Annotated in this window: 18 protein-coding genes; 7 read left to right on the forward strand and 11 right to left on the reverse strand. The window is 74.3% G+C overall.

Annotated elements, in window-relative coordinates:
• Nucleotides 1-55 precede the first annotated feature (55 nt).
• The 4 genes from JL106_RS15260 to JL106_RS15275 all read right to left on the reverse strand — a co-directional run bounded on the left by JL106_RS15260 (nucleotide 56) and on the right by JL106_RS15275 (nucleotide 5102).
• Complete coding sequence (locus JL106_RS15260; protein ID WP_205261589.1) at nucleotides 56-1900, reverse strand: ABC-F family ATP-binding cassette domain-containing protein; 1845 nt, start codon at nucleotides 1898-1900, stop codon at nucleotides 56-58.
• Nucleotides 1897-2832: a 4-(cytidine 5'-diphospho)-2-C-methyl-D-erythritol kinase gene (locus JL106_RS15265; RefSeq protein ID WP_205261590.1), complete on the reverse strand. Its 936-nt coding sequence runs from the start codon at nucleotides 2830-2832 to the stop codon at nucleotides 1897-1899. The genes JL106_RS15260 and JL106_RS15265 overlap by 4 nt, the downstream gene beginning before the upstream one ends.
• Nucleotides 2829-3737 (reverse strand): 16S rRNA (adenine(1518)-N(6)/adenine(1519)-N(6))-dimethyltransferase RsmA, encoded by a 909-nt coding sequence (gene rsmA / locus JL106_RS15270; RefSeq protein WP_205261591.1) that lies wholly within the window; start codon nucleotides 3735-3737, stop codon nucleotides 2829-2831. Before rsmA ends, JL106_RS15265 begins: the two co-directional genes overlap by 4 nt.
• Before the next feature lie 132 nt (nucleotides 3738-3869).
• Nucleotides 3870-5102, reverse strand: coding sequence for a resuscitation-promoting factor (locus JL106_RS15275; protein ID WP_205261592.1), 1233 nt, complete (start codon nucleotides 5100-5102; stop codon nucleotides 3870-3872).
• Between the two features lie 605 nt (nucleotides 5103-5707).
• On the opposite strand from JL106_RS15275, the gene JL106_RS15280 reads away from it, so the two are divergent.
• On the forward strand, nucleotides 5708-5854 hold the full coding sequence (locus JL106_RS15280) for a hypothetical protein (RefSeq protein WP_205261593.1): 147 nt from the start codon (nucleotides 5708-5710) through the stop codon (nucleotides 5852-5854).
• Between the two features lie 309 nt (nucleotides 5855-6163).
• Here the strand turns inward: JL106_RS15280 and JL106_RS15285 are convergent, their stop codons facing one another.
• Together JL106_RS15285 and JL106_RS15290 are read right to left on the reverse strand one after the other, a co-directional pair.
• Nucleotides 6164-7774 carry a hypothetical protein gene (locus tag JL106_RS15285; RefSeq protein ID WP_205261594.1) on the reverse strand — a complete coding sequence of 537 codons (1611 nt, stop codon included), beginning with the start codon at nucleotides 7772-7774 and terminating at the stop codon, nucleotides 6164-6166.
• 14 nt (nucleotides 7775-7788) lie between these two features.
• On the reverse strand, nucleotides 7789-8100 hold the full coding sequence (locus JL106_RS15290; protein ID WP_205261595.1) for a hypothetical protein: 312 nt from the start codon (nucleotides 8098-8100) through the stop codon (nucleotides 7789-7791).
• 557 nt (nucleotides 8101-8657) lie between these two features.
• Here JL106_RS15290 and JL106_RS15295 point away from each other — a divergent pair.
• From JL106_RS15295 to JL106_RS15305, 3 genes are read left to right on the forward strand one after another with little or no spacing between them, the layout of a single operon-like run.
• Nucleotides 8658-9170 carry a DcrB/PsbP domain-containing protein gene (locus JL106_RS15295; protein WP_205261596.1) on the forward strand — a complete coding sequence of 171 codons (513 nt, stop codon included), beginning with the start codon at nucleotides 8658-8660 and terminating at the stop codon, nucleotides 9168-9170.
• 12 nt (nucleotides 9171-9182) lie between these two features.
• Complete coding sequence (locus tag JL106_RS15300; RefSeq protein ID WP_205261597.1) at nucleotides 9183-10844, forward strand: Hsp70 family protein; 1662 nt, start codon at nucleotides 9183-9185, stop codon at nucleotides 10842-10844.
• On the forward strand, nucleotides 10841-13108 hold the full coding sequence (locus tag JL106_RS15305; RefSeq protein ID WP_205261598.1) for an Hsp70 family protein: 2268 nt from the start codon (nucleotides 10841-10843) through the stop codon (nucleotides 13106-13108). Before JL106_RS15300 ends, JL106_RS15305 begins: the two co-directional genes overlap by 4 nt.
• Before the next feature lie 3 nt (nucleotides 13109-13111).
• On the opposite strand, the gene JL106_RS15310 is transcribed toward JL106_RS15305, so the two are convergent.
• The 5 genes from JL106_RS15310 to JL106_RS15330 are packed head-to-tail and all read right to left on the reverse strand — an operon-like array spanning nucleotide 13112 to nucleotide 18902.
• On the reverse strand, nucleotides 13112-13666 hold the full coding sequence (locus tag JL106_RS15310) for a hypothetical protein (RefSeq protein ID WP_205261599.1): 555 nt from the start codon (nucleotides 13664-13666) through the stop codon (nucleotides 13112-13114).
• The gene (locus JL106_RS15315; RefSeq protein ID WP_205261600.1) at nucleotides 13663-15585 is read right to left on the reverse strand and encodes a dynamin family protein; all 1923 of its coding nucleotides are present in this window, start codon (nucleotides 15583-15585) and stop codon (nucleotides 13663-13665) included. The genes JL106_RS15310 and JL106_RS15315 overlap by 4 nt, the downstream gene beginning before the upstream one ends.
• Nucleotides 15586-15620: 35 nt before the next feature.
• Nucleotides 15621-16262, reverse strand: coding sequence for a nucleotide exchange factor GrpE (locus tag JL106_RS15320; protein WP_205261601.1), 642 nt, complete (start codon nucleotides 16260-16262; stop codon nucleotides 15621-15623).
• Nucleotides 16259-17782 carry a dynamin family protein gene (locus JL106_RS15325; RefSeq protein ID WP_205261602.1) on the reverse strand — a complete coding sequence of 508 codons (1524 nt, stop codon included), beginning with the start codon at nucleotides 17780-17782 and terminating at the stop codon, nucleotides 16259-16261. The genes JL106_RS15320 and JL106_RS15325 overlap by 4 nt, the downstream gene beginning before the upstream one ends.
• 58 nt (nucleotides 17783-17840) lie before the next feature.
• Nucleotides 17841-18902: a C39 family peptidase gene (locus tag JL106_RS15330; RefSeq protein ID WP_205261603.1), complete on the reverse strand. Its 1062-nt coding sequence runs from the start codon at nucleotides 18900-18902 to the stop codon at nucleotides 17841-17843.
• A gap of 256 nt (nucleotides 18903-19158) precedes the next feature.
• On the opposite strand from JL106_RS15330, the gene JL106_RS15335 reads away from it, so the two are divergent.
• The 3 genes from JL106_RS15335 (at nucleotide 19159) to JL106_RS15345 (ending at nucleotide 22398) form a co-directional block, all read left to right on the forward strand.
• Complete coding sequence (locus JL106_RS15335) at nucleotides 19159-20484, forward strand: helix-turn-helix transcriptional regulator (RefSeq protein WP_205261604.1); 1326 nt, start codon at nucleotides 19159-19161, stop codon at nucleotides 20482-20484.
• A complete protein-coding gene (locus JL106_RS15340) occupies nucleotides 20481-21050 on the forward strand; it encodes a helix-turn-helix domain-containing protein (protein ID WP_205261605.1) in 570 nt (189 codons plus the stop codon). Before JL106_RS15335 ends, JL106_RS15340 begins: the two co-directional genes overlap by 4 nt.
• Before the next feature lie 103 nt (nucleotides 21051-21153).
• A complete protein-coding gene (locus tag JL106_RS15345; protein ID WP_205261606.1) occupies nucleotides 21154-22398 on the forward strand; it encodes a hypothetical protein in 1245 nt (414 codons plus the stop codon).
• Nucleotides 22399-22488: the final 90 nt, after the last annotated feature.

The following is a 22488-nucleotide window of genomic DNA, read 5'->3' on the forward strand; positions in this document are numbered from 1 at the left end:
GGTGAGCAGGCGAGCCCGGGGCCGACCGACGTGTCGGTCCCGGGTCGCCGCCTGCTCAGCCGGCTTCCTCGATCCGCTCGGCCACCTCGAGCCACTCCAGCTCGGCCTCGTCCAGCGCGGTGCTGACCTCGGCCAGTTCCCGGTCCAGGGTGGCGGCGGCCGCGAAGTCGGACCCGACCTGGGCCATCTTCTCGTGCAGCTGGGACTGCTTGCGTCGCAACGACTCCTGCTGCCGCTCCAGCCGCTGCAGGTCCTTGCGCCACGACCGCAGCTGGCCGGCGTCCACCGCCGTGACCTGCTCGACCGCGGCCGCCGGCGGGGTGACTCCGACCGACGCCGTTCCCTGCTCGATCGCCCGGGCCCGCCGCGTCAGGTACTCCGGCACACCACCGATCAGGTGGGTGATCCGGCCGTCGCCGAGCAGGCCGTACACGTCGTCGGTCACCCGCTCCAGCAGGTACCGGTCGTGGCTGACCACCAGCAGCGTGCCGGGCCAGCCGTCGAGCAGGTCCTCCAACGCGGCCAGCGTGTCGGTGTCCAGGTCGTTGGTCGGCTCGTCGAGCACCAGCACGTTCGGCTCGGCCATCAGGATGCGCATCAGCTGCAGCCGGCGTCGCTCCCCACCGGACAGGTCGGCCACCGGCGTCCACTGCTGCCCCGGCCCGAAGCCGAACCGTTCGGCCAGCGACGAGGCCGACAGCTGTTTGCCGTCGAGCTCGATGGACCCGGCCACCTCGGTGACCGCCTCGAGCAGCCGGCCCGAGGTGGGCAGTTCGGTGACGTCCTGGGACAGGTAGCCCAGCCGGACCGTCTGGCCGATCTTCACCACCCCGGATGCCGGCGGCTGGGTGCCGATGGCGATCCGCAGCAGTGTCGACTTGCCGGCGCCGTTCACCCCGACCAGGCCGATGCGGTCGCCGGGACCGACGATCCAATCCACGCCGTCGAGCAGGACCCGCTCGGGACTGCCCGGGTCGTGCGCGCGGCCGGGGACGGTCGCCGTGATGCCCTTGAGCTCCAGCACGTCCTTGCCGAGCCGGCGGCGGGCAAACTGGTGCAGCGCCACGGTGTCCCGGGCCGGCGGTACGTCGGCGATGAGCGCCTCGGCCGCCTCGATCCGGTACCGCGGCTTGGAGGTGCGGGCCGGCGGACCGCGTCGCAGCCAGGCCAGTTCCTTGCGGGCGAGGTTGCGGCGGCGTTCCTCGGCCGCCTGCTCCAGTCGCTGCCGCTCCGCCCGGGCGAACACCCAGTCCGAGTAGCCGCCCTCCCGGATGTGCACCGAGCCGTCGACCACCTCCCAGGTGGTGGCGGCGGTGGCGTCCAGGAACCAGCGGTCGTGGGTGACGACGACCGACGCGCCGGAGCGGTCCTGCAGGTGCGCGGCCAGCCAGGCCACCGCCTCGACGTCCAGGTGGTTGGTCGGCTCGTCCAGCACCACCAGGTCGGCGTCGGTGACCAGCGCGGCGGCCAGCGCGACGCGGCGCTGCTCACCACCGGAGAGCGACGCCACCGGCGAGTCCAGACCGAGGTCGGTCAGCCCCAGCCCGGTGAGGACGGCCCGGATCGAGCTGTCCGAGGCCCAGACGTGCTCGGCCGCCCCGAACGGCTGCAGCACCACCTGCCGGACGGTGGCGGTGGGGTCGTGGGTGGCCTGTTGCGCGACGGTGGCGATGCGGGTGCTGCGCTGCAGGGACACCCGCCCGCTGTCCGGCTCCAGCGCCCCGGTCAGCACCTGCAGCAGCGTCGACTTGCCCGAGCCGTTGAGGCCGAGCACCCCGATGCGGTCGCCCTGCTGCACGCCCAGCGACACCTGGTCGAGCACCTGGCGGACCCCGTGCCGGACGCTCACCGACTCCAGGTTGACCAGACTCGCCCGGCCGGCGGTGCGGGGCGCGCTCATCCGCGCCCGCCCAGCACCCGGGCGCCCGGCGCGGGGCCCGCCGCGGTCCGGACGGTGCGGACCGTGCCGGACCCGGCCAGGTCGGTGGCCACCCGGGCGGCGTGGTCCGGATCGGCGCACAGCAGCGCAATGGTCGGGCCCGAGCCAGAGACGATGCCGCCCAGCGCACCTGCGTCCAGACCGGCCCGCAGGGTGCGCCGCAGTTCGGGACGCAGCGAGAACGCCGCGGCCTGCAGGTCGTTGGCCATCTCCGCGGCGATGCCGGCCAGGTCGCCCGTGGCCAGGGCGGCCAGCATCGGCTCCACCTCGCCGGCCCGCGGCACGTCGCCGGCGGCCCGTAGCCGGTCGAGTTCGGTGTAGACGGCCGGGGTGGACAGGCCACCGCCGCCGGCCGGCGCCAGCACCCAGGACAGCTCGGCCCGGCTCAGCACCGGTGAGAGTCGTTCCCCGCGACCGGTACCCAGCGCGGTGCCCCCGGACAGTGCGAACGGCACGTCGGAGCCGAGCTCGGCGGCCCAGCCGGCCAGCTGGGCGCGCGGCACATCCTGCCCCCACAGCGCGGCGCAGCCGACCAGCGCGGCGGCGGCGTCGGCGCTGCCACCGGCCATGCCGCCGGCCACCGGGATGCGCTTGGTGATGTCGACCGCGACGGCCGGCTCCCGGCCCAGCCGCTGGGCGAGCAGGGTGATCGCGGCGCCGGCCAGGTTGTCGCCGTCCTCGGGCACGACCTCGGTGACGCCGTGCGTGCGGACGCTGAGCCGGTCGGCCGGCTGCAGCGCCACCTCGTCGGCCAGGTCGACGGCATGGAAGACGGTGACCAGGTCGTGGTAGCCGTCCTCGCGGCGGTCGCCGACGCCCAGGAACAGGTTGACCTTGCCGGGGCTGCTCACCCGCACGGTGGCCCCGGGTCCGGCCAGGACGCGGCCGGTCATTCGGTGCGGACGGCCGCGTCGAGCACGGTGCGCGCCTCCGCGATGGCGGCGAACTCGTCGACGGTGAGGGTCTCGCCACGGGCGGACGGGTCCACCCCGGCCCGCTCCAGGACCTCCTGCGCCGCCTCCGTCGACCCGGCCCACGAGGCCAGGGCCACTCGCAGGGTCTTGCGTCGCTGGGCGAAGGCGGCGTCGATCGCCGCGAAGACCGCGGCCCGGTCATCCGTCCGCGGGTGCGGGTGCACGTCGATCGCGACCAGCGCCGAGTCGACGCCCGGGACCGGCCAGAACACCGACCGGCTGATCGATCCGGCCCGCCGGGCGGTGCCGTACCAGGCGGCCTTGACGCTGGGCACGCCGTAGTCCTTGCCACCGGGCTGCGCGGCCAGCCGGTCGGCCACCTCCGCCTGCACCATGACCAGCACGCGGCGCAGCGTGGACAGCTCGGCCAGCAGGTGCAGCAGCACCGGCACGGCCACGTTGTACGGCAGGTTGGCCACCAGCGCGGTCGGGTCCTCCGGCGCGGGCAGGTCGGACAGCGACCGCAGGTCGGCCTCGGTGACGGTGAGCGCGTCCCCGTGGACGACCCGCAGCGCGAACGCGCGATCCGGCGCGTGCTCGGCCACCGTGGTCGGCAGCCGGTCGGCCAGCCGCCGGTCGATCTCCACGGCCGTCACGGCCGCCGCCGCGCAGAGCAGGCCCAGGGTCAGCGATCCCAGCCCGGGTCCGACCTCCAGCACGTGGTCGGTCGACCGCAGGTCGGCGGCGGCGACGATGCGCCGGACGGTGTTCCCGTCGTGGACGAAGTTCTGGCCCAGCGTCTTGGTCGGACGGACCGCCAGCTCGTCCGCCAACCGGCGGATCTCGGCCGCCCCCAGCAGGGTCACGGAGTTCGGCGTGCTCACAGATCCATCCTCACACGGTCGGCGGTCGGCTGATGACGGGTCCGACCACGCTCGGATGCGTCGTCGGCTCCCACGGAGCGCAGACACCAGTGGAGGCGGGTCCCGCTGGGGACCCGCCTCCACGGCGTTGGATCAGGCCGGCGGCGGACTCGAGGCCGCGTAGCCGCACAGCCAGGGCTCCAGGCCGCGCTTCTGGTACAGCAGCTTCGCCCGCATCAACTGCTCCTCCGGGCTGGCGTCCATCGGGTTGCCGCTGCCCTGCACCGACTGCCAGGTGGGCAGGTCGAACTGGAACAGGCCGAAGGTGGCCGGGTAGCCCGACGGGTAGTAGGTCGCCTTCGGGTTGTTGGTCGACTCGCAGTAGGCCAGACCGTCCCAGTTCACGCCGAACTCGGTGTCGTGGAAGAACACCCGGCTGCCGCGCCACTCCAGCGACGACTTGGTGCCGTCGTGCACGACGGAGGCCTTGGCCGGGGTGACCGGGGTCCGGGCCACCTCGACCCTGCCGGTCTCCACCCCGTTGACGGTGGTGATCTCGACGGTGACCTCGTCGACCCCGGCGGCGCCGGGCTCGACCACCACCGAGGTGCCGGTGGCCAGGGTGTCGTCCGGGCGGTGCTCGTCGGCCGGCTGGGCCACGGGGACCTGCTCGGTCACCGTGCGGACGTCGGTGCGGATCACGACCACGGACAGGTCGTCGGTGAGCGGCGTGTCGCCGGCCGGCTCGACCGTGTCCCGGGCGCCCAGCACGATGCCCTGCTCGGTCAGCAGATCGGCGACGGTGGCCGCATCGGTGTCCACCTCGGTCCCGGCGGCGGCGCCGTCGGTGAGCGACACGGCGTGCCGCGGGCTGGCCACCAGGCTCAGGCCGTCCAGCGGGATGTCACGGGACCGGTCGGCCGAGACGGTCCACTCGCTCGCGTCGTCCAGGCCGGTGCCCAGCTCGGCGAGCGCCTCCTCGACGGTGGTCGCGGTGGTCCAGATCTGCTGGTCGCGGCCGTCGACGGTCACGGTGAACAGGCGGCCGCGGTCGAGCACGATCTGGGCGCCGTCGGCGATGGACGATCCCGGTGCCGGGGCAAGGACGTCGTGCTCGCCGACCGACAGCCCGGCGGAGGCCAGCGCGCCGTCGACCGAGCCGGCCAGGGTGGTGACCTCGCGGGCCTGGCCGTCGACGGTCACCGTCACGGTCTTGCTGAGGGCCGCGGCGGTGCCGCCGCCGATGGCGGCGACCACGAGGGTGACGGACGCTCCGACGAGCAGGACGCGGCGCCCGGGCGGCCAGCCGGCGATACGGCGACGAGTGGGCGGGGCGGGCTCGGTCACGGCGGCGGCCGCCTCGGCCGGGGTGGATCGGTGGTTCACGGATCTCCGTAGCAGCCAGGTCGCGATGCGGGCGCGAGCGCGCTCCGGCCGGTGAGCGGCCGGGTCACGATCACTGTCGTCCCAGGGCCGATCCATCTCCGCGGCCGCCGGACACGAGGCAGGCAGGACGTGTGCGCCGGCTGGGGTCGCACCTGGCGTCGGGGCGCGGCCCACCGGGCCGCGCATGTCCTGCTCCCACACCCGAGGACGGTCCCCGAACTCGGCTGTCGTCACGAAACGATAACGAGCAGGTCGCCTCCACGCAACGTGACGGATGTCAAACGGCCATCACCCGTTCGGGTGGCCGATCCGCCCGTCCGGGACGGAGCGCTCAGGCCGGCGGTTCGACAGCGTCCTCTCCACCGGGCGCCCTGATCGTCGGACGAGGACGACCAGTCGCCGGTCGAGCAGTCCGGCGCAGTCCGGGTCACGGAGGACACAGCATGCCCGAGAACGATCGGGCCGCACGGACGCTGCCGCCGCCGTGGTCGCATCGACACTCGTCGGCGAGGCCCGGGCGATCGCCGAACGCGGGCTCGCCCTGCGCGGGCAGGTGGGCTCCGGGGTGCACGGGACCGGCATCGTCGGCCCAGGACGACCGGGACATGGGCATCTTCCTGGAGCTGCGGGAGTTCGTCAGCGGCGTGGCCCGGGTACCGGCCGGCGACCGTCCCGACGGGGCGGTCCGGAACGAGTTCGGCACACCGCTGGGACCGGCCCGGCGGCCTGGCCAGCCGGTCGGGTACCGGTGACCTCGAGTCCCAGCGCGGCGGCCACGTTCTGCGACCCGGGTGCGCGGGCACCGCGCGGTCACCACTCGGCGAGGCCGGCTACGACACCAAGTACGCCATGCACGCCCTACGGATGGGTTCCAGGGCGCGGAACCGCTGGAGATCGGCCGGATCACCCCCTGCCGGGGGCCGAGCCCACCGCAGCATGCAGCCGGCGGTGCGGCGCGGCGAGTGGTCATCCGCCGACGTCATGGCGGCCATGGAGGATGCGGTGCAGCGCCTGCGGGCTCCAGATCGAGGTGTCCGTGCCCGACCACCCGGACCCGAGCGTCATCCCAGCACCGCCTCGAAGCGGGCTCGCAGCCGGTCGTCGGTCTCCCGGTCCCGGGCGGCGGCCAGCGCCCCGACGGCCTCGACCGGCCAGCCCGCGCGTGGCCAGGTCGTCACCGCGGTGAGCGCCTGCGCGCGCGCTCCGACCAGCGGCGACCGGAGCAACGGTTCCAACCACGGCCACCCGATCCCGGGGAACCGCGACACCAGGTGTTGCAGCAGGAAGATCACGCCCTGATGCAGACCAGGCACTGGCCCGACCACGGCCCGACGATCGGTGCTCACCGCGTCGGCCGGCAGCAGCGCCCGGGCGGCGGCCAAGAGTTCGCCGGCGCGATCGGCGGCGCCGTCCGGCACCGCCCGGGACGCCTGGTACCACAGCCAACCCTGTTCCGGTGCCGCTCCGAGCGCCTGCAGCAGCGCAGGCAGCGGATCGATGCCGAGCAATTCCGCGGCCTGCAGCGAGCCGTTCAGGGCCGTGCCGTCCTCGATCGCGGCGCGCACCAGGCCCCGAACGGCCGGGTCGGTCAGGATCCGTCGACAGGCCCGGCCGACGGCCTCGCGACGCTCGTCGTCGAACCCCAGATCCGGGTCGAGCTCGTCGAGTTCGGGCACCAGTCCGGCCGCCGCGTCGACATCGTCCAGCGACATTCGTTCAGGCCCGGCCGCTGTCACCGAGTCCAGCCACCAGAGCAGGATCTCGGCGGTCTCCGGCAGGTCGTCGACGGAGCCGGCCGGTCCGCCGGGTTCCAGGACACTCAGCGCGATGTCGCGGGCGCCGTCCAGCAACGGCCGCTCGGCGGTGTCCGGGTCGACCTCGCGCAGCAGGCCGGCGACGTCCGCGGCCCGGACCACCAGCGGGACCGTGTAGCCGAGGTGGACGTGGTTGCGGAACCCGCGCGTGACCAGCCACCGTCGGAGGTCCGGCTGCCCGGCGAACGGGGCGAGGGCCTCCACCGCGTGGATCCGGCCCCACCCGGTGTGCTGCCGGGCCAGCTCCCACAACGGCTCGACGGCGTCCGGGCCGAGCCCACGCAACGCCCGGACGGCGTCCGGGCCGAGCCCACGCAACGCCCGGACGGCGTCCTGCGCCAGCGCCTCGTGGCGGCCCAGGACCTCGATCTCGGCCTGACGACCGGCCAGCCCGGTGAGCAGCCCGGCCAGCGCCATGCCGACACCCGCGGCGTGCCGGTCGGTCCCGGTGTCGATCAACCACCGGGCCAGGTCCGCCATGGCCGCGGCGGTGGCCGGCGTCCGGCCGGGGTCGGGCTCGGTCCGCACCCAGCCGATGACCGCTCGGGCCACCCGGTCACCGGCCGCGACCGGCCCGGTGGCCAGCGTCGCCACCAGGCGCTCGAGCTCGTCCCGGTCCAGGCGGCCGTCCCGGTGCCGCTCCAGCACCGTCACCACCTGATCGGTGATCGCATCCGGCACCGACATCGGCGCGGCGTGCTGACTGAGGACCCCGCCGAGCGCGCCGGGCGCCCACCGCAGTCCGTTCGCAGCCGGTGGCGGGTCGTCCGGCAGCGGCGCCGCTCCCACCGCCCCGGCTCGGACCACCGACAGCAGTGACGGTGATGACCCGACCGGGTCCCACAGTGCGCCGTTCATCGACATCGCCGTCCTCACTCGCCGATCGCTCGGGTGAACGCCTCACGAAGCCGGGCGTCTGGCTCGTGGTCGCGGGCGGGGTGCAGGATCTCGGGCACCACCAACGGCCACCGGTCACGCGGCCAGGTCCAGACGGTGTGCAGGTTCCTCCGGACCGTCGCCGCCGACGACCCGAGCAGGCCACGCAGCCGCGGCCAGCCCAGTCCGAGGTCCCGCCAGAGCCACCGGACCACCCGGTCGACGCCCAGATGCGGCCCGGGCCCCGGGCCGATGGTCGACCGCGGGTCCGTCCCGATGCCGTCGGTCGGGAGCTGCTGCTCGGCCACCCGGACCAACCCGGTCCCTGGTCGCCGGCCCGCTCGGTCGCCCAGATCCACCACTGCGGATCCCGCGGTGCGTCGAGCAGCCGGCTCAGCAGCGCCGGGAACGCGTCCACCCCGAACTCCGGCGCGGCTCGGACGGCGTTCCGGAAGCGCTCGTCCCGGTGCAGGCCCGCCCGCCTCGGACCGGCCGGACCATCGCCGGACGCCCCACCCGAGGTCGCGACCGGTGATGACCAGCGTCCGCACCAGACCTTCCAGGTCCGTGCGACGCAGCTCGCAGGCGGCATGGCGGGCGATCATGGTGCGGAGCTCAGGTCCGTCATCGGATGCCTCCTCCACGCCGTCCCGGCGTTGCCCGGCGACGCCGGACCACGCCACCGTAGGAAGTCGTGGGCGTGCCGACCAGCCCGAACGCCGGTGCGAGGCGCAGATTGGCACGAATCCGGGATCGGTCGTCGATGGCTGCCACCTAGCGTTCCCCACGGTGGCGGCCCCCCAGTCACCGACCGGGTCCTCGGCCACCGCGAGCCGCCGACCACGAGACCCTGGAAGCAGCTGCCATGCGATCGCTCCCGCCCGACCCGCAGCCCGCCGCCGCGATGCTGCCCGAACTGCCGTTCGTCGACGTCACCCCGGCCGTGCCGCACGGCTGGTTCGTCAAGCACAGCTGGACGCTGCTGGCCCCCGACGGTCAGGCCAACGTCATCGCGTCGTCGGAGCCGCTGGGCGCGGATCTGACGACCGAGTCCTACGCCGAGACGCAGGGGCGACTGCTGCGCACCGAGTTCCCCGGGTTCCGCGAGTCCAGCTGCGAGCGTGCGGTGATCAGTGCCCGCACCGTCGTCGTCCGCACGTTCGAGTGGACTCCGCCCGATGGTGTGCAGGTGTCGCAGATCCAGCTGTACTGCGTGGTGGCGGGTCGGCACGGCGCCCGCGGCGTCACCGCCACCGCCACCACGCCGACGCCGTCCTTCGGTCGGTACCGGGCCACCTTCCACTCGGTCCTCGCGTCGCTGCTGATCGACGACACCGCCGGCGGCGACCCGTCCCTGTCCGCCATCCCGGCCAACTGACGGCGTCGCAGGATGACTGTCCCGGCCGAGGAGCCGGTCCTGGCCATCGATTTCGGCACGACCGCGACCGCAGCGGCTGTGTGGTGGCACGGCCAGCAGCGCCCGCTGGGGTTCCTCCAGTCGAACTGGATGAGTTCGGCGATCTTCCGGGACCGGGCAGGGCAACTGTTGGTCGGCACGGATGCCGAGCGCCGGGCGGTCACGGATCCACTCTCCTTCGAGCCGACCCCGAAGCGCCGGATGGAGGAGTCCGCCGCCGGCGACCTGGTCCTCGGCAACCAACGCATCCCGGTCGTCGCCGCGGTGGCGGCCGTGCTGCGCTCGGTGGTGACCATGGCGGAGCTGCAGTTCCCCGGCGTCAGCGACGGTGCGGTGGTGTTCACCCATCCAGCGCGGTGGCGGTCCCACCGGCTGGCCGCCCTGGTCGAGGCGGCGCGTCTGGCCGGGCTCTCCCACCCGCGGCTGCTGCCCGAACCGGTCGCCGCCGCCGTGGCCTTCCTCCGCGATGGTCGGTCGGGTGGGCCGGACGGGACGACCTGCTGTGTGTACGACGTCGGGGGTGGCACGTTCGACGTCGCCGTGGTCAGCGACCGGGACGGCACCGCGGAGGTGATCGGGCCGCCCGGCGGGATCGACCACCTGGGCGGTGTCGACTTCGACCGGCGACTGCTCGACCATGTCGGATCCACGGTCCGGCAACGGGATCCGGCCGGGTGGCAGCGCCTCGCCGAGCCGACCGACACCCAGGCCCGGACCGACCGCCGGCACCTGCTCGATGAGATCCGGCAGGCCAAGGAACAACTGTCGACTCAGCAGACGGCGTACGTCATCGTCCCGGGCGTCGACGCCCAGCACGCCGAGGTCATGGTCACCCGGAGCGAGTTCGAGGCTCTGGTGGTGCCGCTGCTGCAGCAGACCGTCGGTGAGGTGCGTCAGACGATGTACCGCGCCGGCGTCACACCCGAGGACCTCACCCACCTGGTCCTCACCGGCGGCTCGTCCCGGATCCCCGCCGTGTCCGAACTGCTTTGGCGCGAACTGGGTGTCGAACCGGTGACCGAGGGCGAACCCAAGTTGATCGTCGCCCTCGGGGCGGTGGAGGCACGAAGGCGGGGACTCATCGACACGCCCTCTGCACCACCACCGCCGCCACCGCCACCGCCTGACGCCGAACAGGAGCGGCTCCGGTTGGAGCGCCACCGAGCCGCACAACTCGAACGGCGCCGGCTCGAACAGCAGCGGGCAACCGAGGAGGAGCACCGCCGCCTCGCCGAGGTGCAGGCGGCCGAGGCTGAGCGGCGCCGGCTCGAATCCCTGCGGCTGGCCGATGCGGCACGCCTCCGGCTCGAGCGGGCAAACGTGGCCGAACCAGAGCAGGACCGGCCTGAACCAGATGGTGCGGCGGAAGCGGAACGGAGGCGGCTCGCCGAACACGCTGCCGCGGAACGACGGCGGGACCGGGGGTCCCAGATCGGCGGCACCATCGGCGGTGCGGTCGGCCTGGTGATCTTCTTCGCAGCCCAAGAAACGCCGGGTCCCGGCTTCAACTTCGGGCTGTACCTGATCCTCCTGGCGGCGTCCGCGGTCGCCGGCGGGGCGTTCGGGGCCGCCCTCGGTCTGACCGTCGCCTGGGCCGTCAACCGGTCGGTGACCAGACGGAAGCCGAGCGGATGACCGACTCGACCGACAGCGTCCTGGCCATCGACTTCGGCACGACCGCGACCGCGGCCGCGGTGGCCTGGCAGGGGCAGGTCCGGCCGTTGTCGTTCGGCCAGCACAACTGGCTGAGCTCGGCGGTGTTCCGGCGGGCCGACGACGGGACGCTCGTGGTCGGCACCGAGGCCGACCGGCGCGCGGCGATCGACCCGCTGGCCTACGAGCCCACCCCGAAGCGCCTGATCGGGCAGGGCGCCGTCGAGCTCGGCGGCGCCCGGGTGTCGGATGTCGACCTCGTCGCCGCCGTGCTGTCGACGGTGGCGGCCGAGGCGGACCGCCAGTGCCTCGGCATCGTCGCCGGTCCTGTCGTGCTGACCCATCCGGCCCGGTGGGCCGCCGATCGGCGGGCGGTGCTCGCCGCGGCGGCGACCCGGGCGGGACTGTCGTCGCCGCACTTGGTCCCGGAGCCGGTGGCGGCTGCCGCACACCACGGGGCGCTCGGCGTCGCCGACCGGTTCCGGGCCGGGGAGCACAGCAGCCGCCCGGCCGTCTACTGCGTCTACGACCTCGGCGGCGGCACCTTCGACGTCGCCGTGGTGACCGACGAGGACGGCACTGTCGAGCTGGCTGGCCCGCCCGGCGGCGTCGATCCGTTGGGCGGTGTGGACTTCGACCGGTTGCTGTTCGACCACGTCGGTCGTCGCCTGGCCGAGCGGGATCCCGACGGCTGGTCCCGACTCGCCGACCCGACCGACCACCGGCAGCGCGCCGATCGCCGCGCCCTGCTGGCCGAGGTCCGGGCGGCCAAGGAACACCTGTCGGTGACCCAGAGCGCCGCCGTCTTCGCGCCCGGGATCGACCCGGCCGCCGCCGAGATCATGCTGACCCGGGTGGAACTCGAGGCGCTGCTGGCGCCCTCGCTCGACCGCACCGTCGAGGCGGTCGAGGACACGCTGCGCGCCGCCCGGCTCGAGCCCGCCGAGCTGACCGCACTCGTCCTCACCGGAGGTTCCTCCCGCATCCCGGCGGTCGCCGACCTGCTCTGGCGTCGGTTGGGTGTCGCCCCGATGACCCAGGACGACCCCAAGCTGGTCGTGGCGCTGGGCGCTGTGACCGCCCACCGTGCCGGACTGTTCGGGGTGCCGTCGCCGCGCGCACAGACCCCCGCCCGGCCGGTCCCGCGACCCCGGGACTTCTCCGCTGGCGCCCCTGCGCCGATCCGCCGCGACGCGGTCACGCAGAGCACGGATGCGGAGCTGAGCCCGGCCGCGGCTCGGTTGCTGACCGCGCAGCCGGCCCTGGCTGCGGCCCTGGCCTCCCATCCGGACGGCGTCGGACAGATCGACGACGAGGCGCTCCTGGTCGCCCTGCTCACCGCCCCCGGCCTGGTCGAGCAGGTCACCGCAGATCCCGGGACGATCGGCCGATTGCGCACCCGACAGTTCGTCCAGTACCGCGAGGGGGGTCCCGGTGACGGCCCGCTGCCGCCGACCCCCGTCCGCGTCCTGTTCGCCGACCGGCCGGACTGGCTGGCGGTCCACGCCGAGCCGACCGCGGGCGGCCAGATCCACGACGCCGGCGCCTCCTGGTGGGCGTTGCGGGCGGTCCGCACCTTGAACAGCGCGACCGCGGCCGAGCGCACCGGGCTGCTGGCCGACCCGAGGTGGCGGTCCTGGGTGGCCACCGATCTACCGGACTGGCTGTACAGCGACGACGCCAGCACGATCGTCTCGCTGGACACGCCGCTGCCGCCAGCACCGGTCGAGCCCTGGGCTCGCGTGGTCCACCGTCCGCCGGACGGTCCTTCGCCCGAGCAACGCCGGATCCTGCAACTGCTGGCGCCGGTGTACGCACCGGTGCCGGAGGGGGGCATCGCCGCCGCGGGACGGACACTGCCGGTGGATGCCATCGTCGAGGCGCTGGGGCGGCCGTCGGCCAAGCGCTGGGTCCAGCTCGTGCTGCCGGACACGTGGTGCCCGACGGACTGCCTGCTCTACCCGGCCGGGCCCGACCGCCCGCCCGCGATGATCATCCCGATCGTCATCGGCACCGGCTGGTCCGGCTTCCCCACGGTGATCACGCCGGACGTGGTCCAGTCGATCCAGGCGAAACTGCCGTTCCGGCTGTCCAACCGAGTGGAGGACATGGGCCGTCGGGTGGTGGTCCGCACCACCGTGCGGCCGGGTGCGACCTGCCCGCCGTCGGCTGCGCAGTTCGACCTGCGGACCAAGCAGGCCGACGAGCTGGCCGGACAGCTGCGGCGGCTGTTCAGCCGGGGCTGACGGTCAGGCTGGGTCGGCTGCAGCCGATCCCGCCACGAGCCAGACGGCGATGGCGGCCGCTTCCCGGATCTCGCCGTCGGCGGCCCGAGCCGCAAGGTCCGCCAGCAGCACTCGAGTCGCGACCTTCGGATCGAACGGTGGTCCCGACACGGGCGCGGCACCGGACCAGCTGCGGGCCATCACGTCGAGATCCGCGGTTCCCGGCTCGACCGTCGCCGGATCGGTGGCCGGCTCGTCGGCCGGGGTGGGCAGTGACTCGACCGGGGCCCAGGTCGGGTCGTCGAACTCGGCCAGCGGCCGCCCGTCACCGAGCACCGGATCGGCGACCCCGTCGGTCGGGACTCCGTCGACGGCCGGGTCCTCGATGGACGCTCGGACGGGCTGCAGGTCGATCTCGACCTCGGCACCGAGGACGTCGGGCGTGACCTGATCGACGGCCGGCCCGTCCGTCCACCCCGTGATCCCGGGGTCGTCCGTCCCGACGATCGGGTCCGGCTCGTGCACGATGCCGAGGTCGTCGGGCGGCCAGGTCCCGGATCCCGCGTCCGGATCCGTCACCGGTCGCCTCCGCCGGCGACCACGCCCTGCTCGTCACCGGTCGATCGTTGCTGCAGCACCTCATCGATGCTGGCACAGGCCTTGTCCAGACGGCGGTGTTGCTCGGTGAGCTGTTTCCGCTCGGCGCTCACCTTCTTGTCATCGAGATCGGCGGCGGCCCTGCTCTGCGCGACCTGACGGTTCACCTCCTCCAGCGTCTCCTCCAGCGTGCTGCGGAAGACGGTGGCGATGGTCGTGCGGGCGTCGACGGTGACGCGCTCGATCCGGTTGCCCAGCACCTGCTGGCCCTCGGTGATCCACCCGTTGATGGCGGCGCGCAGGTCCTCGCTGCGCATCCGGTCCTGCCGCACCCACTTCCGGAAGGCGAACCCTCCGACGCCGCCGAGCAACCCCACCACCAGCGCCGCGCCGCCGGTGAGGACGGTTGCCCCGAAGAGCGCGGCCACCCCGGTTCCCACCCCCGTGGCGATGCCCGACCCCATCATCACGCCCATGAGCGCGTCGGCGCCGTCCTGCCCGGTCATCCGCCGGCGCGCGGGTCGCAGGTCCGGACCAGCCGTCGCCGCGGCCCGGACGCCCAGGTCGGCCAGGTCGTCGAGCAGTTGCTCGCCGAGTGCCAGTTCGGCGAACAGGGCCTTCGCGGCCTCGGCGAACCGCCGGCGGGCGCCCTCGATCAGCGTGTCGGCCAGCGTGGCCAGCTCGTCGGCCAGCTCGTCGGCCCACCGCTCGGTCTCCTCCGGTGACGGCGCCCGGTTCCGGTCCTGCACCCGGTCGCGCCACGACGTCCGCATCCGGTTCACCGCGACGCCCAGCTCGTCCCGCAGGTCGATGCGAACATGGGCCAGGTGCTGTTCCAGGTCGGTGGACCAGCGGGACTGGCCCGTCTTCAGCGCCCGCAGACGGTCCTGCTCCTGCTCGAGCCGCTCGACCAGGGCCGGGTCGGCGGTCAAGGTTGCCAGGGACGCCTGCCCGCTGCGCCGCAGTTCCTCCAGAACCGTCCGGGCCGCGCGCAACGCGTTGCGCCCGACCAACTCCGCCGCGCGGGTCCGGACCGCCGTCTCGAGATGGTCGGTCAGCTCGCGCAGTCCCGACTCCTCCCACAGGTCGGTGGCCTCGGCCGAATCGGCGTCCGCGACCGAGTCGACGTGCGGGTCACCGGGCCGGCCGCCCAGCAGCTCGATCGCCTCCTCAGCCAGCGTCGTCTCCACCGGGATCCAGGTCGCGCCGGCGAACCGGGGCGCGACCCGGGCCAGGTCCCGCTGGTTGGCCTCGAGCACCTCCTGCCATCCGGCCACCCGGCCGATCCGGGTCAGGACGAACACCACCAGGTCGATCCGAGCCGCGGCGCGGCTGAGGAACTCGAGTTCCGGCGCGCCGAACGGCCGGTCCGCCCCGGTGACGAACAGCAGCGCGGTGGCGCGCTCGGCCGCGGCCAGCGCGACGGTCCCGTGCCGACCGTCCAGTCCGCCGACCCCCGGCGTGTCGACCAGGACGACATCGTCGGGCCAGGCCGATCGCACGGTGACATCCACGAAGGCCACCGGCGGGTCGTCCCGGGCGGCCCAGTCCGCCACCTCGGTCAGCGAGGCCGGCACCGTGCGGTCGGCGGCCGTCCCGTCCGGACCGACCAGGTGCACCACCGCGCTGTCCCGCTCGCCGGCGCGGAAGACCAGATGGGTCTGGGTGTGCACGGTGAACCGGGCCGGGCTCAGGCCCGGACGCCCCAGCAGCGCGTTGATCAGCGAGGACTTGCCCTGGTTGACCTCCCCCACCACCGCGATCACCGGCGCCACGTCGCCGGTCGGCTCGGTCGGGACCTGCCGCAGTTCGGTCGCCACATCGGGCCGGATCTGGTCGGCCAGCTTCACCGCCGCGGCGAAGGCACTGTCGAAGGTCGGGACGGTCGACTGGCCGGGCATGGACACGACCCGGCCGCGGCGGGTCGTCGGCCCGGTCACCGGGCGGCCCGGTACACGACGACTTCGGCCGGCCGCAGTTCCCGGCCGTCCTGGGAGTAGCCGACCCGCTCGACCGCGGCGATGGTGTCGGCCAGCCGGGGGTCATCGGTGACCACGGTCTCCACCGCCTGGTGCCGAGCCGGGTCGAACGGGCGGCCGAGGGGGTGATCGGTCTGCACGCCCACTGCGGCCAGTCCGGCGCCCAGCCGCTCGGCCAGCGCCTGGCTCGGCACCAGGTCCCGCACCCCGATCACCGATTCGATGAGCCGACGGATGTCGGGATCCTCAGCTCGCAGGCCCGGAGGCCGCTGGTCGACCCCGTCCGGTGCCACCGGCGCGGACGTCGGCCGGGACGGCGGGTCCGGAGCCGCCGCCGGCGTCAGCGGTCCGGCGGTCCGCTCAGCCGGACGACGCCCAGCCCGGGTCCAGCGCCGGGCCACGCTCATCGCTGCGACCATGACGGCGGCGGCGACCAGCACGACCAGCGCGGCCACCGCCGGTCGGCCCCCCCAGGTCGACGAGGGGAACGTCAGCCACGCCGGTGACCACTCCGGCGGCGCCGCCATCCAGGCCGCGGTCGCCGCAGCGACCAGCACGAGCACGGCGGCGAACACGATCCCCCACCGGCGGGCCGTCACGACGACGCCCCGAGCGTGCTGCCGACGGACCGGTCCCGCTCGAGCTGGTCCAGCAGCAGCTGGCAGGCCCGGTGGCCGACGGACGCGATCCGCTGCTCCCGAGGCGCTGCCGAGAACGCGAACAGTCGGAAGTCGTCGGAAAGCTCTCGGGCGCGCCGGGCCGACGCCTCCGGCGCCGTGCCGGCCGCGAGGCCGAGCCGATCGGCGGGATCGTCGCGCTCGGCCAGGGCGAGCAGCGCCTCGGTCAGCCGGTCGGGCAGGGTCACCTCGCCGGCCGTCGTCTCGATCACCGCCTGGAGCTCGATCAGCCGGTGCAGCTCGGGGCTCAGCCGGGCCGCCTCGACGGTGTCGGCCAACCACAACCGGTCCGGACGGGCCAGGGTCCGGTCGAAGGCCAGATGCTCCAGCCGGGCGAGCGCCGCGGACGCCTTCAGCGCATCCGCTCGGCGGGCGAACTGTCCGGTCACCCGCTCGTGCAGGGCATCGACGCGCGACGCCCGGTGGAGTGCGGCGGTGATCGCCGCCGCACCGTGCGCACCCCGGTCGACCGCCTCGAAGGCCACCGACAGGCCGTACGGGGCGAGTCGACACCAGAGCCGGTCACGCACCTGGCCCGACACCGGCGCGGGGCGCCCGGTGAAATGCTCGCCGCTGCGGAGCAGCGCACGCCGCTCGGCGGCCGGCAGCGTCGAGAGCGCCGCCACCGCATCAGCGTCGGACTCGGTGAAGCCACCGACCGCCACCGTCTCGGCCAGCAACCCGGCGATCGGAGCCACCCCGGCGAGCTGGTCCGACAACCGGCGGCTGAAATCGCCGGCCAGTTCCTCGGCCTCGGGCCACGGATCCTGGATCCGGCCCAGCAGGTCCGCTTTCGAGAGCACGCCGAAGGCGTTGACCGGCGACTGCGCCGGCCCACCGCCGGAGGTCGCCCGGAACCGGCGCAGCACGTCGGTCTCGACCGTGCGGATGTCCGCCGAGAACACCGCGATGACCGCGTCGACCGTGGCGGCCACCGCAGCCCCGCCGGACGCACCGATGAACTCGGCCGTGCGATCGCTGGTCTCGATGTTCAGCGACCCGAGCCCGGGTGTGTCGACCAGCGTGAGCGTGCGCAGCACCTGCTGCGACAGCATCACCTCCAGGTGGTCGACGTCCTCGGTGGGGACGCCGAGCTCGTCGGGAAGGGTGCCGGCCCGGGTGAGCGGGATGCGGCGGATCTCCCGCGAGCGCAGGTGGATCTCGACCAGTTCCGGATGGCCGTAGCGGTAGGCGGTCACCAGCCGGGTGCACTCGGTGGCTCGGGTCGGGGCCACCGAGCGTCCCACCAGTGCGTTCACCAACGTCGACTTGCCGGCGTTCACGCTGCCGAGCACCGCCACCCGCAGCGGCTCGGTGAGCGCGGCCCGGACGGGTGCGACGGCCGACCGCAACTCGGCGACGCCGCGGCGCTCCGCCTGGTCGCAGATCCGCAGGACGACCGCCGAGAGCGGCCCGACGGTGCCGGGTGCCGGGCCGGTCATCCCCGTCGCCCCCGCCGCCGGACCCGGCCGTGTCCCGGTGCGCAGGTCGGGCCGGTCATCAGGTGAGCCGGTCGACCAGGTCGACGACGAAGGTGAACGGCAGGATGAGGAGCCGGACGACGCCCTCCGGGAACGAGTCGACCCCCTCGATCGGCCCGGCGCCGGCGCTGATCGCGTCCAGGTCGACGGGGATCGGACTGGCCGCAGCAGGTACCGCCGCCGGGATCGCGGTGGGCGCCGCGACCGCGGCCGACTGATCGGCGGTGCCCGGCTCGGCCCCGGGCACCGACAGTTCGGCGACGACACCCGCGGCGGCCTGGTCCTCGGGCAGGTCGGTGACGATCATCGAGTTGCCCGAGTCGGCCCAGGCGTCGGCGAACTGCTCGAGCGGGATGGCGATGGTCCCGCCATGCTCCCGGCCGGAGTCGTTCAGGTAGACCAGCCCGTTGGTCCGGTCGATCCCGGTGACGACCAGCTCGTGGTTCTCGTCGATCCCGGCGTCGTCGGGGTCGAGATCGTCGTCGATCACCGACCAGATCTCGTGGGCGTCGACCGCGGCCATGACGGCGTGACCGGCGTCGAGCGCGTCGGCCAGGTCATCGATGTCGCCGTACCGGAGGTGCACGTCCAGGCCGTAGGACTCGGCCAACGCCATGATCTGCCGGTCATCCATCCCCGACCAGCCGTTGAACTCCTGGTACTGCTCCGGGTCGTACTCGATCAGGCCCAGCTCCAGCGCCCGGTCCACCACCTCCTGGTTGGATCCCACCGGCACGCCGAGCACGTCGGCCAGCACCATGGCCACCGAGGTCGGCGCACACGTTCCCTGACCGGCGCCCTGGAAGAGCCAGTAGTCGTCGTCCTGGAGGGGATCACCGGACACCGTGTCAGCCGCGGGATCGACCACGACCGACGCCGGGTCCACCGGGTCGAACGGCAGGTCGTCCGGGCGGTCGTCGAAGCCGGGCAGCCCCGGCTGGATCGGGAACGGGTCCATCTCGGCCGGCGTCACCTGTTCCGGCGAGGGCTCGGGCCCCAGATCCGGCGCAGGGTCCCATGACGTCTCCGCCGGCTGGCTGTCCGGGAACGAACCGATGGTGTCGACGTCGTGGTCGCTCATGGTGGCCTCCACCACTCGGGCCCCGACGGGGCCGGCGACCACGACGGTAGGGCGGCCCCGTCCCGACGGGATCCCGGGAACGTGCCAGCCGGGGGTCGGTGACCGGCCTGCGGCGGCCCCGTCCGGAGACCGTCTGCGACCGGCCCGACACCGTCCGTGCCACAGCGCCGACCGGAGCGCCGATGACCGTGGGAATCCTGGTGATGCAGCGCATTCGCCCTGCTCAGCAGTGGTGTGGTCATCTACTGTTCCGCCCATGCTGGTCGGCCGCGACGACGTGGTGGGCGCCGTGGTCGAGGCCGCCCGCAGTCCCGGCCTGATCGTGGTCCGAGCCGACCCGGGCCTGGGTCTGTCGTCCGTGCTGACGGCCGTGGCCGAGCGGATCGCGCAAGGCCGACCGACCGACACCGCGGTCTGCCGGGCCGCCGGCATCCGTCCGCTCATCCACCGCCCGGGTCTGGTCCTGGCCCGCGCGTTGCGCATCCCGGTGCCGCACGACCTGGACGACGCCGTCCGCCTGGGGACGGTCGCCGCCGCCGGCCGGCCGGTGCTCCTGGACGACGCCGATGCGGCGGACCACCACTCGGTGGCGGTGGCTGCCGCGATGGCGCACCACGTTCCGGTCGTGCTCGGCGTGACCACGATCCCGCCGTCGCCGGTCGACCGGCCGGGCGAGCCGGATCCCGGGGTGGACGGCAGGGCGTCGCTGGCCGCCGCGATCGGCGGCGCCACGACGGTCGTGGATCTGACGCCCTTGTCCGACCGCGACGCCACCACCTTGATCCGGAACACCGACCTCGCACTGGACGGCGGATCCGTCCGGGCGCTGGTGGCCCTGGCCCGAGGCAACCCGCTGGTGCTGGTCACGCTGGCCGGCACGCGCGCGACCAGCGTGCGTCGGGCCATGGCGGTGCAGTTGACCCGGTGCTCGCCGGCTGCCCGGACGGCCGCGGTGGCGCTCGGCCTCCTCGGCCGCCCGGCCGGCGCGGCGCTGCTGGGTGGTGGAGCGGCGGAACTGGTGGCCACCCGGCTCGCGGCCGCCGGCCCGGACGGCACCGTCCGGTACGGCTCGACCGTGTTGTACGGGGTGGCCGCGACGTTGGCCGCGCCGGCCGACCTGGCCGCCATCCACCGGCGGCTGGCCGAGCTGCTCGCCGACCCGGTGGAGATCGCTGCGCACCAGCTGACCGGCGGACTTCTCGACCGGGCCCGGGACACGGCGGTGACCGCGGCGCGAGGCACACCGCATCCCGCGGTCCGGGCCGCACTCTGGCGACTGGCGGCCGAGGCCGACACCCCGGCCCAGGCCGCCCGGTGGTGGCGCGCCGCAGCCGAGGACCACCGCCGCGCGGGCGATCCGGTGGCGGCGGCCGAGGCGGACCGGCATGCCGTGCGCAGCGCCCTCTCACCTCGCGAGCTGCAGGTGCTCAGCATGCTGGGCACCGGCCTGTCCAACGTGGCCATCGCCCGCCGACTGCGGATCACCACCGACACCGTCGAGGACCACGTCGCCGCCGTGCTGCGCAAGCTCGGGGCGCGCAACCGCACCGAGGCGGCGGCCTCCGCGGTGACGACCCGATGACCGAGCCGTTCGCCATCGTCTGCAGGGACGAGTCGACCTGGCGCGCCCGGATGGCCGAGATGGGTTCCGCGGGATGGACGCTCGTGCGGGGCGACGCGCTGCCGGCCGAGCCGTTCGACCTCCGCGCCAGGCGGCTCGCCTGGTGCGGCACGGTCGACTCCGACGACACCCAGGAGCTCGCCCTGACCGCCGGCCTGCGCGGCGCCGCGGTCCTGGTGCTGCTGCGCCTGGCCGACCCGCTCGCCGCCGAGGCGTTCAGCCGGGACCTGATCGCGGTCGCGCCCGAGGGACCGACCGGTCACGACCGGTCCGCCGCCGGATCGCCCGACGCCGTCCGCCCCATCGACGCCGGGACCGCGGCGTTGCTGACCCGGTTGGCCGCCGGGCGGACGATCGCCGACGCGGCCAGGGAGGGCCACGTGTCCCTGCGGACGGCCAACCGGATGCTGGCCGCCGCCCGCGCCCGGTACGGCGTTCACAGCACCACCGCCGCGGTCGTGGCACATCTCCGAGAGGCGAACACCGGAACGGTGTCTCGTACCGACGGCGGGTCGGCCGGCGACTGACACCTTTCCGGGATGTCCGGCCGCCGCGGGCTGCCTACGGTCAGGGTGTCCCGCTCAATGGAGTGGGACGGCTCACCGGACCGCCGCCGAACGGGAGTGCCTCATGGACCACACCACCGACTTCGACACCCAGCCGCCGGAACCGTTCGAGGGCGCCGCCGTGCTCGACCCAGACGCCACCGTGGACCCGGGCGACACCCTCGACACCGGGGGCACCGATGCCTGGACCGCCGGTGTCGATCCGATCGACCTCGAGACATGGTCCGGCCCGGCGGACGACGACCTGGTGCCGCTCACCGTGCCGGTCGAGCGGCCGATCCCTGATCTGCCCGGCGCCGCGGGCTGGGCGCCCAACGGCCCGTTGCTGCTCGACGTTGGCGGTCAGCTGCTGGATCTGGGTATCCCGACGCTCGACATGGACGGCGACGGACGGCCGGACTCGACCCTGCTGGCTGGCACGGACGGGCAGCTGTACCTGCTCTGCGACCTGACGGGGGACGGCCTGACCGACGGCCTGGTCATCGCCGACCAGCAGGGCGCCGTCCTGGCCGGGTTCGACCTCGTGGACGGGGTGCCGGTCCCGGCCGACCTGCCGGCGGGTCTGCAGCTCGACGACCTCCTCGCCACACCGGCAGCCGACGACGGTCCGGCGCCGACCGGGCCGGCCACACCGGGCCGGCCCGAGACGGCCGAGCCGCTGCAGGTCACCTTCCACACCGGCACCGAGCTCGTCGATCTCGGCCCGGCCACCCACGACTTCGACGGCGACGGCGTCCCGGAGTCGGTCGTCCTGGCTGACGCGGACGGGAACCCGGCTTACGTGGTCAGTGAACTGCCCGACGGCAGTGACGGTCTGGTCGTGCTCGATCCGCGGACCGGGGAGCCGGTGTCGAGCATGGTGTCTTCCGCGGGCGAACTGCAGCCTGGCGTCGACGTCTTCGGTGCACCGTCGGACATGCCCGGGAATGCGACGGGACCTGACGTCCCCATCGGCACGGCACCTGACGGCCCGCTGCCCGCCCCGGTTCCCACCGATCCAGCGCGACCGACCGCGGGACCCGAGGCCATCGTGGCGCCCACGACCGCGGACCTGTCCATCCCGGGGGTGGCCCTGGTCCAGCACGGCGTGCAGGGCATGTACGACGTCGCCGCCGAGGTGTGGTGGAGCCTCACCGGCGGTGAGCCGTACCCGAGGGCCGACGACGGCACGCCGTTCAACCCCGGCCAGGTCTTCGGGATGCTGGGCGACCGGGAGGACACGCCGCCCGACCACAAGGACTCGTTGTCCGACATGCAGGCCCGTTGGGACCGCATGCTCACCACCATCACGGGCACCGGACCCGGGTGAGACGACCGGCACTGCGGGGGGCGTGGCCCCACCCGCTCGGCACCGCCGGATCGGCCGGGCCCAGGCCCGTGGCATCAACCCGATCGGTCC

This window comes from Nakamurella leprariae (genome assembly GCF_016918035.1).
In the GTDB taxonomy this organism is placed as follows: Bacteria; Actinomycetota; Actinomycetes; order Mycobacteriales; family Nakamurellaceae; genus Nakamurella; species Nakamurella leprariae.

Excerpts from the sequence above, each read along its gene's own strand:
- JL106_RS15265 (WP_205261590.1), bottom strand. The coding sequence starts at position 2,832 with ATGACCGGCCGCGTCCTGGCCGGACCCGGGGCCACCGTGCGGGTGAGC.
- JL106_RS15340 (WP_205261605.1), top strand. The coding sequence starts at position 20,481 with ATGACCGAGCCGTTCGCCATCGTCTGCAGGGACGAGTCGACCTGGCGC.
- JL106_RS15325 (WP_205261602.1), bottom strand. The coding sequence starts at position 17,782 with ATGACCGGCCCGGCACCCGGCACCGTCGGGCCGCTCTCGGCGGTCGTC.
- JL106_RS15315 (WP_205261600.1), bottom strand. The coding sequence starts at position 15,585 with ATGCCCGGCCAGTCGACCGTCCCGACCTTCGACAGTGCCTTCGCCGCG.
- JL106_RS15305 (WP_205261598.1), top strand. The coding sequence starts at position 10,841 with ATGACCGACTCGACCGACAGCGTCCTGGCCATCGACTTCGGCACGACC.
- JL106_RS15295 (WP_205261596.1), top strand. The coding sequence starts at position 8,658 with ATGCGATCGCTCCCGCCCGACCCGCAGCCCGCCGCCGCGATGCTGCCC.
- JL106_RS15285 (WP_205261594.1), bottom strand. The coding sequence starts at position 7,774 with ATGAACGGCGCACTGTGGGACCCGGTCGGGTCATCACCGTCACTGCTG.
- JL106_RS15335 (WP_205261604.1), top strand. The coding sequence starts at position 19,159 with ATGCTGGTCGGCCGCGACGACGTGGTGGGCGCCGTGGTCGAGGCCGCC.
- JL106_RS15345 (WP_205261606.1), top strand. The coding sequence starts at position 21,154 with ATGGACCACACCACCGACTTCGACACCCAGCCGCCGGAACCGTTCGAG.
- JL106_RS15280 (WP_205261593.1), top strand. The coding sequence starts at position 5,708 with ATGGGCATCTTCCTGGAGCTGCGGGAGTTCGTCAGCGGCGTGGCCCGG.
- JL106_RS15330 (WP_205261603.1), bottom strand. The coding sequence starts at position 18,902 with ATGAGCGACCACGACGTCGACACCATCGGTTCGTTCCCGGACAGCCAG.
- JL106_RS15260 (WP_205261589.1), bottom strand. The coding sequence starts at position 1,900 with ATGAGCGCGCCCCGCACCGCCGGCCGGGCGAGTCTGGTCAACCTGGAG.
- JL106_RS15300 (WP_205261597.1), top strand. The coding sequence starts at position 9,183 with ATGACTGTCCCGGCCGAGGAGCCGGTCCTGGCCATCGATTTCGGCACG.